The organism is Vibrio sp. (assembly GCF_047973365.1).
In the GTDB taxonomy this organism is placed as follows: Bacteria; Pseudomonadota; Gammaproteobacteria; order Enterobacterales; family Vibrionaceae; genus Vibrio.
Window position 1 is genome coordinate 1 of sequence record NZ_JBKEBW010000034.1, and the last position, 6,979, is coordinate 6,979.

8 protein-coding genes and 1 pseudogene are annotated in these 6,979 nt (G+C 43.3%); 8 read left to right on the forward strand and 1 reads right to left on the reverse strand.

Annotated elements, in window-relative coordinates; all coding sequences use genetic code 11:
- A pseudogene (locus ACK5MF_RS05690) lies at positions 1-199 on the reverse strand (helix-turn-helix domain-containing protein); the annotation flags it as partial.
- 528 nt (positions 200-727) lie between these two features.
- On the opposite strand from ACK5MF_RS05690, the gene mnmG reads away from it, so the two are divergent.
- The 8 genes from mnmG to atpF form a co-directional block, all read left to right on the forward strand.
- On the forward strand, positions 728-2,623 hold the full coding sequence (gene mnmG / locus ACK5MF_RS05695; protein WP_416920217.1) for a tRNA uridine-5-carboxymethylaminomethyl(34) synthesis enzyme MnmG: 1,896 nt from the start codon (positions 728-730) through the stop codon (positions 2,621-2,623).
- Positions 2,623-3,252: a 16S rRNA (guanine(527)-N(7))-methyltransferase RsmG gene (rsmG, locus tag ACK5MF_RS05700; protein ID WP_416920219.1), complete on the forward strand. Its 630-nt coding sequence runs from the start codon at positions 2,623-2,625 to the stop codon at positions 3,250-3,252. Before mnmG ends, rsmG begins: the two co-directional genes overlap by 1 nt.
- Before the next feature lie 14 nt (positions 3,253-3,266).
- Complete coding sequence (locus ACK5MF_RS05705) at positions 3,267-4,040, forward strand: ParA family protein (RefSeq protein ID WP_416920221.1); 774 nt, start codon at positions 3,267-3,269, stop codon at positions 4,038-4,040.
- A 24-nt stretch (positions 4,041-4,064) separates the two neighbouring features.
- Positions 4,065-4,949, forward strand: a complete 885-nt coding sequence (locus ACK5MF_RS05710; protein ID WP_416920223.1) for a ParB/RepB/Spo0J family partition protein — start codon at positions 4,065-4,067, stop codon at positions 4,947-4,949.
- A gap of 203 nt (positions 4,950-5,152) precedes the next feature.
- Positions 5,153-5,542, forward strand: coding sequence for a F0F1 ATP synthase subunit I (locus ACK5MF_RS05715; RefSeq protein WP_416920225.1), 390 nt, complete (start codon positions 5,153-5,155; stop codon positions 5,540-5,542).
- Between the two features lie 8 nt (positions 5,543-5,550).
- Positions 5,551-6,363 (forward strand): F0F1 ATP synthase subunit A, encoded by an 813-nt coding sequence (gene atpB, locus ACK5MF_RS05720; RefSeq protein WP_165312671.1) that lies wholly within the window; start codon positions 5,551-5,553, stop codon positions 6,361-6,363.
- A 54-nt stretch (positions 6,364-6,417) separates the two neighbouring features.
- Positions 6,418-6,672, forward strand: a complete 255-nt coding sequence (gene atpE, locus ACK5MF_RS05725) for a F0F1 ATP synthase subunit C (RefSeq protein ID WP_002540812.1) — start codon at positions 6,418-6,420, stop codon at positions 6,670-6,672.
- 78 nt (positions 6,673-6,750) lie between these two features.
- Positions 6,751-6,979: F0F1 ATP synthase subunit B (gene atpF, locus ACK5MF_RS05730; RefSeq protein WP_416920238.1), on the forward strand; the 229-nt coding region annotated here is incomplete at its 3' end.

A 6,979-nucleotide genomic window follows, 5' to 3' on the forward strand; every position in this document is an offset into this window, starting at 1 on the left:
ACGCTTCCAGCTTAGCTTCCGCACTAAGAGAATGGCCATCAATTAAAAATGAATTTGAACCATGCATAGTGAAAACATGAGCCCAATAACGAACATGTTTTGTTGGGACAGAATATTTTTCAGCGAGCTCTCGAGGAGTGGAGCCATCAAGATACTTTTTAGCTACTTTGAACTTTAACTCGCGACTGTATTTGGACATAAATAAAAGACCCCCAATAATTGGTTGTCCAACTATTGGGGGTCACTTCACTTTTTGAGCTTAACTGACAGGCATTAAGCAAAAAGCTGCTTTTTTTATCCTTGTAAAAAAGAGACAGCAGATAAAATTAAACTAACTGATGATAATTTAATCAACATTTATGTGGATAAGTATAGTTTTATCCGGTGATCAACCTATAGTTATCCCAATAATAACTTTGATCATAATCATCCCCTGTGTATAACCGACTATTTTGATCCCAGTTAATACTCAGTTAGATCAATATCTGATCACAAGTTCTGATCCGTTAAAGATCCATGATCTTGTTGATCATTTTCCACTTATCCACAGAGATCGTCGATCCTAATAGTAAGAACAATAAAAGATCTCTATATAAAGATCTTATATATATTAAGTTATCGGTAGTGACAGGAAAATATAGAAAAGCGATTTTCTAGACTTAGGAAAGAGGGTAGAATACGCCTCTTTTGTTTAACTCTTAATCTCATTGAATACCTGAGGTCGTTCATGCTTTATCACGAAACATTTGACGTCATTGTGGTTGGTGGCGGTCACGCAGGAACGGAAGCCGCTCTCGCAGCCGCACGTACAGGACAACGTACGTTACTTCTAACGCACAATATTGACACGCTAGGGCAAATGTCATGTAACCCAGCGATTGGTGGCATTGGTAAAGGCCACTTAGTTAAAGAAGTAGATGCTATGGGTGGTTTAATGGCACAAGCTATTGACCATGCAGGTATTCAGTTCAGAACGCTGAATGCTTCTAAGGGACCAGCTGTTCGTGCAACACGCGCACAAGCTGATCGAGCTTTATACAAAGCCTATGTTCGCAGCACACTGGAAAACACACCCAATCTGACCCTTTTCCAACAAGCGGCAGATGATCTTATCGTGGAAAACGATCAGGTTCAGGGTATTGTCACGCAAATGGGCGTTAAATTCCGTTCTAAATCGGTTGTATTGACCGTTGGTACCTTCCTAGGAGGAAAGATCCATATTGGTATGGAAAACTTCTCAGGAGGCCGTGCAGGCGATCCACCATCGATCGCATTAGCCGATCGTTTGCGAGAATTGCCGTTCCGTGTTGATCGCCTGAAAACGGGTACACCACCACGTATTGATGCAAACAGTGTCGATTTTTCTGTGCTTGAAGTTCAGCATGGGGATAACCCGACACCGGTTTTCTCATTTATGGGTAAACGCGAGCAACATCCACGTCAAATTCCTTGTTACATCACTCATACCAATGAGCAAACTCATGATGTGATTCGTTCGAATCTCGATCGCAGCCCAATGTACGCCGGTGTGATTGAAGGGATTGGCCCACGTTACTGTCCATCTATCGAAGATAAAGTGATGCGTTTTGCCGATAAAAACAGCCACCAGATCTTTATCGAACCAGAAGGTTTAAATACCACTGAACTTTATCCAAACGGTATCTCAACCAGCTTACCTTTTGATGTACAAGTTCAAATCGTTCGCTCAATGAAAGGTTTTGAAAACGCACACATCGTTCGTCCTGGTTATGCGATCGAATACGATTTCTTTGATCCTCGAGATTTGAAACAGACTTACGAAACTAAATTTATCCACGGTCTATTCTTTGCTGGCCAAATAAACGGTACTACCGGCTATGAAGAAGCCGCAGCTCAAGGTTTGATGGCCGGTCTCAACGCAAGTTTGTACAGCCAGGGCAAAGAAGGCTGGAGCCCACGTCGTGATCAAGCGTATATGGGCGTACTTATCGACGATCTATCAACCATGGGTACCAAAGAACCGTACCGTATGTTTACTTCTCGTGCCGAATACCGTTTATTACTGCGTGAAGACAACGCTGATCTTCGCTTAACCGAAAAAGCACGTGAATTAGGTCTGGTTGGTGATGAGCGTTGGGCTCGTTTCAATCAGAAGATCAACAACATGGAAAAAGAGCGTCAACGCCTCCAAGAGACTTGGATGAACCCGAACTCGAAAGGCATTGATGCACTAAACGCACTGTTGAAAACACCAATGTCACGCGAAGCGAGCGGTGAAGATCTGCTTCGTCGTCCTGAAATTGAGTATGACATGCTGGTTTCTCTGCCAGAATTTGCGCCAGCACTAGCCGATGCAGAAGCGGCTGAACAAGTTGAAATTCAAGTGAAATATCAAGGTTATATCGAGCGTCAAAAAGACGAAATCGAGAAATCTTTGCGCCATGAAAATACCAAATTGCCCGCGGATCTTGATTATAAGCAAGTTAAAGGGTTATCGAACGAAGTGGTCTTGAAGCTTAACGCGGCTAAGCCGGAAACGGTTGGCATTGCGTCACGTATCTCTGGTATTACTCCGGCGGCAATCTCAATCTTGTTGGTTCATCTGAAAAAACAGGGCATGTTGAAGAAAGGAGAGGCGGCTTAATGGATTTGCGTGCCAAACTCGATTCGTTGATCGCCAAAACAGACTTAGACGTATCAGAAAAACAACGTGAGCAACTGCTTGGTTATGTTGAACTGCTGAATAAATGGAACAAAGCGTATAATTTGACATCGGTAAGAGACCCTGAGGATATGTTAGTGAAACATATCCTTGATAGTATTGTGGTTAGTCCTTACCTTAATGGTGAGCGTTTTATCGATGTTGGTACGGGGCCTGGTTTACCTGGTATTCCTCTGGCTATCATGAATCCAGATAAGCATTTTGTCTTACTGGACAGCTTGGGTAAGCGCATTCGCTTTATTAAGCAAGTGCTGCATGAACTTGCCATTAGCAACGTTATTCCTGTTCAGAGCCGTGTTGAAGAGTTCGATCCCGAAGGCGGTTTTGACGCTGTTCTGAGCCGAGCTTTTGCTTCAATATCAGATATGGTTGAGTGGTGCCAACACTTACCTCGTGCCAATTCAGGTGTCTTTTTGGCCTTAAAAGGACAATTACCGCAGGAAGAGATAAGTCTGTTACCAGAGTGGTGTTCTGTGACGGATGTCAAAGCTTTGAAAGTTCCTGAGTTAGAAGGCGAGCGTCATCTTGTAATCTTATCCCGTAAGGGATAATAACGAGGCATACCGTGGGTAAAATCGTAGCGATCGCCAACCAGAAAGGTGGCGTAGGAAAAACAACAACTTGTGTTAATTTGGCTGCCTCAATGGCAGCGACTAAACGTAAAGTTCTGGTCATCGATCTTGATCCGCAAGGGAACGCCACTATGGCTAGTGGGGTGGACAAATACCAAGTCGATGCTACGGTTTACGAGTTTTTGGTCGAAGAAGCTGCATTTGAAGAGGTGGTATGCCGTAATACTGCAGGTCATTACGATTTGATCGCGGCCAACGGTGATGTCACTGCCGCAGAAATTAAATTGATGGAAGTTTTCGCTCGCGAGGTTCGTTTAAAGAACGCTTTAGCAGCAGTTCGCGATAACTATGATTTCATCTTTATTGATTGTCCTCCCTCTTTAAACCTCCTTACAATCAACGCGATGGCAGCAGCAGATTCTGTGTTAGTGCCAATGCAATGTGAGTATTTCGCATTAGAAGGTTTAACGGCGTTAATGGATACCATCAGCAAACTGGCTGCGGTAGTAAACGATAAATTGAGAATCGAAGGTTTACTTCGCACCATGTATGACCCTCGTAACCGCTTAGCCAACGAAGTCTCTGATCAGTTGAAAAAGCACTTTGGCGACAAAGTTTATCGTACCGTTATTCCTCGCAATGTCCGTCTCGCTGAAGCTCCTAGTCATGGTAAACCAGCCATGTACTACGACAAGTATTCCGCAGGTTCCAAAGCTTATTTAGCTTTAGCTGGAGAAATGCTTCGTCGTGAAGAAGTTATCGCCTAACACAGATTAAAGGAATTCGTTTACATGTCGTCTAAACGTGGTTTAGGAAAAGGATTGGATGCGCTGTTAGCAACCAGTTCTCTTGCTCGAGAAAAGCAACAAGTCGCATCGCACAGCCAAGAGATGTCTTCGGACGGTGAATTACAAGATATTGCGATTACCAGCTTGAAGCCGGGTATTTACCAACCCCGTAAAGATATGTCTCCTGAAGCTTTGGAAGAGCTTTCTGCCTCCATCCAGTCTCAAGGTATTATTCAGCCAATCGTGGTGCGTCCAATTAACACGGGTGGTTACGAGATTATTGCCGGTGAACGTCGCTGGCGAGCAGCCAAACAAGCGGGTTTGAGACAAGTACCTTGTTTGATCAAGCCTGTCGAAGATCGCGCAGCGATCGCGATGGCGTTGATCGAAAATATTCAACGAGAAGATCTGAACGCGATTGAAGAAGCACAAGCATTAGAACGTCTGCAAGACGAATTTAAGTTAACTCATCAACAGGTCGCAGATGTTATTGGTAAATCACGCACGACGGTGAGTAATTTACTCCGTCTTAACCAGTTGACTGATACAGTTAAGCAATTGGTTGCTATGAGACAGCTGGAAATGGGGCACGCGCGTGCTCTATTAATGCTGGAAGGCGAGCAACAAGAAGTGATTGCTGAGCGCATTGCGAAGAAGCAATTGACGGTACGTCAAACTGAGCAATTAGTGAAAAAATGTCTCTCAGGCGTATCTGAAGATAAAAATGTAATTGAAGACGCAGAAGTACAACAAATGTCACAAAAACTGAGTGAAAACTTAGGAGCAAAAGTGTCAATTGTGCGTTCCAAAAATGGTAAATCTAAGGTGACTATTAGCCTTGATGAACCCCAGAAACTAGCGCAATTGGTTGCAAAGTTACAATCCTAAGTGACATAATCGTTTGGCGTCACATTTTTAAGAAAAAAGAATTTTGTGTGAAAAATGTTGGTTAGCATACAAAAATGTAACATAAGTTTGTATTTACGTTGCATTAGTTTTGCGCCTTCGTATAATTTTCGCCAATTTCTCAGCACTAAGTTTTTCCGTGTTATGTTTTACTGTGTTGAGATGGTAACTAGAGGTACGAATACATGGTAGCTGCGTTGGCTAGGCCAGGACGAGAGCTTGCAAAGCAATTGTTAATGATCCAGTTCGGCGCGGTTATGGTTGTGGCAGCAGGGATGACAATTGCTGTAAATGCTGATTGGGGAATTTCAGCGCTGATTGGCGGAGGCATTTGTGTCTTGGCCAATGCGGTTTTTGCGCTGTGCGCTTTTATGTTTAGCGGAGCTCGCGCTGCAAAGCGTATCGCGGTCTCTTTCTACACAGGCGAAGCACTTAAAATCCTCATTACAGTCGTTTTATTCTCTGTCGCTTACATGTATATGCAGGTGGAACTTGTTCCTCTGAAACTAACCTATTTGCTGGCTCTAGGTATTAATATCTGTGCGCCAGTGCTATTCATTAACAACAAAAAATAGGATGAGTTATGGCTGCGCATGGTGAAGCGCTAACATCGTCCGGATACATTGAACACCACTTATCTAACCTTTCTCTTTACAAGTTAGGTTTAGTTGAAGCGGAAACAAGTTTCTGGAACGTACATATCGATAGCCTGTTTTTTTCTTTGTTTACTGGATTGATTTTCCTTTGGATTTTCCGTTCTGTAGCGAAGAAGGCGACAGCGGGTGTACCGGGCAAGCTACAATGTTTTGTTGAAATAGTGGTTGAATTTGTCGATACCAACGTCAAAGACACCTTCCATGGACGCAATCCACTTATAGCACCGTTGGCACTGACTATCTTTTGTTGGGTATTGCTAATGAATATCATGGACTTAGTGCCCATTGATTTCTTGCCGTATCCAGCACAGCATTGGCTAGGTATCCCTTACTTGAAAGTGGTTCCTTCGGCTGATGTGAACATCACCATGGCTATGGCACTGGGCGTGTTTGCTTTAATGATTTACTACAGCATTAAAGTAAAAGGTCTGGGTGGTTTTGCGAAAGAATTAGCATTACATCCATTTAATCACCCTGTGATGATTCCGTTTAACCTACTGATTGAAGTGGTGTCGCTACTGGCTAAACCGCTATCACTTGGTATGCGTCTATTCGGTAACATGTTCGCAGGTGAGGTTGTATTTATTCTTATCGCAGCAATGCTACCATGGTGGCTACAATGGATGGGTTCACTACCGTGGGCTATTTTCCATATTCTGGTAATCCTGATTCAGTCTTTCGTGTTCATGATGTTGACAATCGTTTATCTGTCAATGGCACACGAAGACAGTGATCATTAATAAATTAGCTTTTATTTGGGCACATTAAGCCAACAACTATAATTGGAGATAGTAATGGAAACTTTACTGAGCTTTTCTGCAATCGCCGTAGGTATCATCGTCGGTCTTGCTTCTCTTGGTACAGCGATTGGTTTCGCACTTCTAGGTGGTAAATTCCTTGAAGGTGCAGCTCGTCAACCAGAAATGGCTCCTATGCTACAAGTTAAGATGTTCATCATCGCGGGTCTACTGGATGCGGTTCCAATGATCGGTATCGTAATCGCACTTCTATTTACATTCGCGAACCCATTTGTTGGTCAACTAGGTTAATCACTTTTTGCCAGAGGCAAGCCTTTTAAAGAGGTTTGCCATTGATTAATACTAAGTCCATATAGAGGGGTAGCTGTTGTGAATAAGAACGCAACTCTGCTAGGTCAAGCACTGTCTTTCGCACTATTTGTGTGGTTCTGCATGAAGTATGTATGGCCACCAATTATGCAAGCGATTGAAGAACGTCAGAAGAAAATTGCTGATGGTCTACAAGCCGCTGAGCGTGCAAAAAAAGATTTAGATCTAGCACAAGCCAACGCTTCCGATTCTTTAAAAGAAGCGAAGCGCACAGCAACAGAGGTCATCG